Source organism: Vibrio sp. YT-19(2023), from assembly GCF_033337395.1.
The window spans coordinates 1-889 of sequence record NZ_JAWOQN010000256.1; the positions used below are offsets into that span (position 1 = coordinate 1).

At 47.1% G+C, this 889-nt stretch carries 1 protein-coding gene; it reads right to left on the reverse strand.

Annotated features, from left to right (window positions below; genetic code table 11):
* Positions 1 to 7 precede the first annotated feature (7 nt).
* A partial coding sequence (locus R7E78_RS25250) for an undecaprenyl-phosphate glucose phosphotransferase (protein ID WP_318058489.1) occupies positions 8 to 889 on the reverse strand: 882 nt, incomplete at its 5' end.

The following is an 889-nucleotide window of genomic DNA, read 5'->3' on the forward strand; positions in this document are numbered from 1 at the left end:
CGCCGCCTTAGTACGCATTGGAGCCAGTAAAGCCTTTGAACACGGTAAGGAAGATGATTTTGATGTCCATCCAAACTGACCAATGATGGATGTAATCCAAATCAAACTCGACGCGTTTTTCCATCTTATCGAGCGTGTCGGTTTCGCCGCGATAGCCGTTGATTTGAGCCCAACCTGTAATGCCTGGTTTGACTTTGTGGCGCAACATGTAGCGGGCGACAATCTGACGATATTCTTCGTTGTGTGCAACGGCATGAGGACGAGGGCCAACGATCGACATAGTGCCTTGTAATACGTTGATAAACTGCGGCAGTTCGTCTAATGAGGTGCGACGTAGAAAACCACCAAACGGAGTAATACGAGGGTCGTTTTTCGTGGCTTGCTTGATGTTTGGGCCTTGATCCATCGTCGTCATCGAGCGGAACTTCCAAACTTCGATTTTTCGACCATCCAAACCATAACGATGCTGCTTAAATATTACAGGGCCTTTTGACGTCAACTTAATACCAATGGCGATAGCAAGCAGGATTGGTGATATCAACACTAAGATAATGCTAGAGAACAAAATGTCTTCGAAGCGTTTAATCCAAGATGAAACGCCAGCAAAAGGCGTATCGAACACGCTGAGAGTTTGAACTTGACCAATTTGATCCCAGCGAGAATGGAGCAGGTTGTAAGTAAAGAAATCCGGGATCAGATAAGTGTTCGCTGTGGTGTCGGAGAACTGGTTCAGGATGGAAGCAATACGCTCTTTAGCATGCATTGGCATCGCAATGTATACGTAATCGACTTCTCCTCGTTTTGCCCGTTCTAACGCTTGGTTTACCGCGCCTTTGATTGGGTATGCGGAGCTAGGCAATCGGTCGCTAGAGCGTTCGTCGTAGAAGCC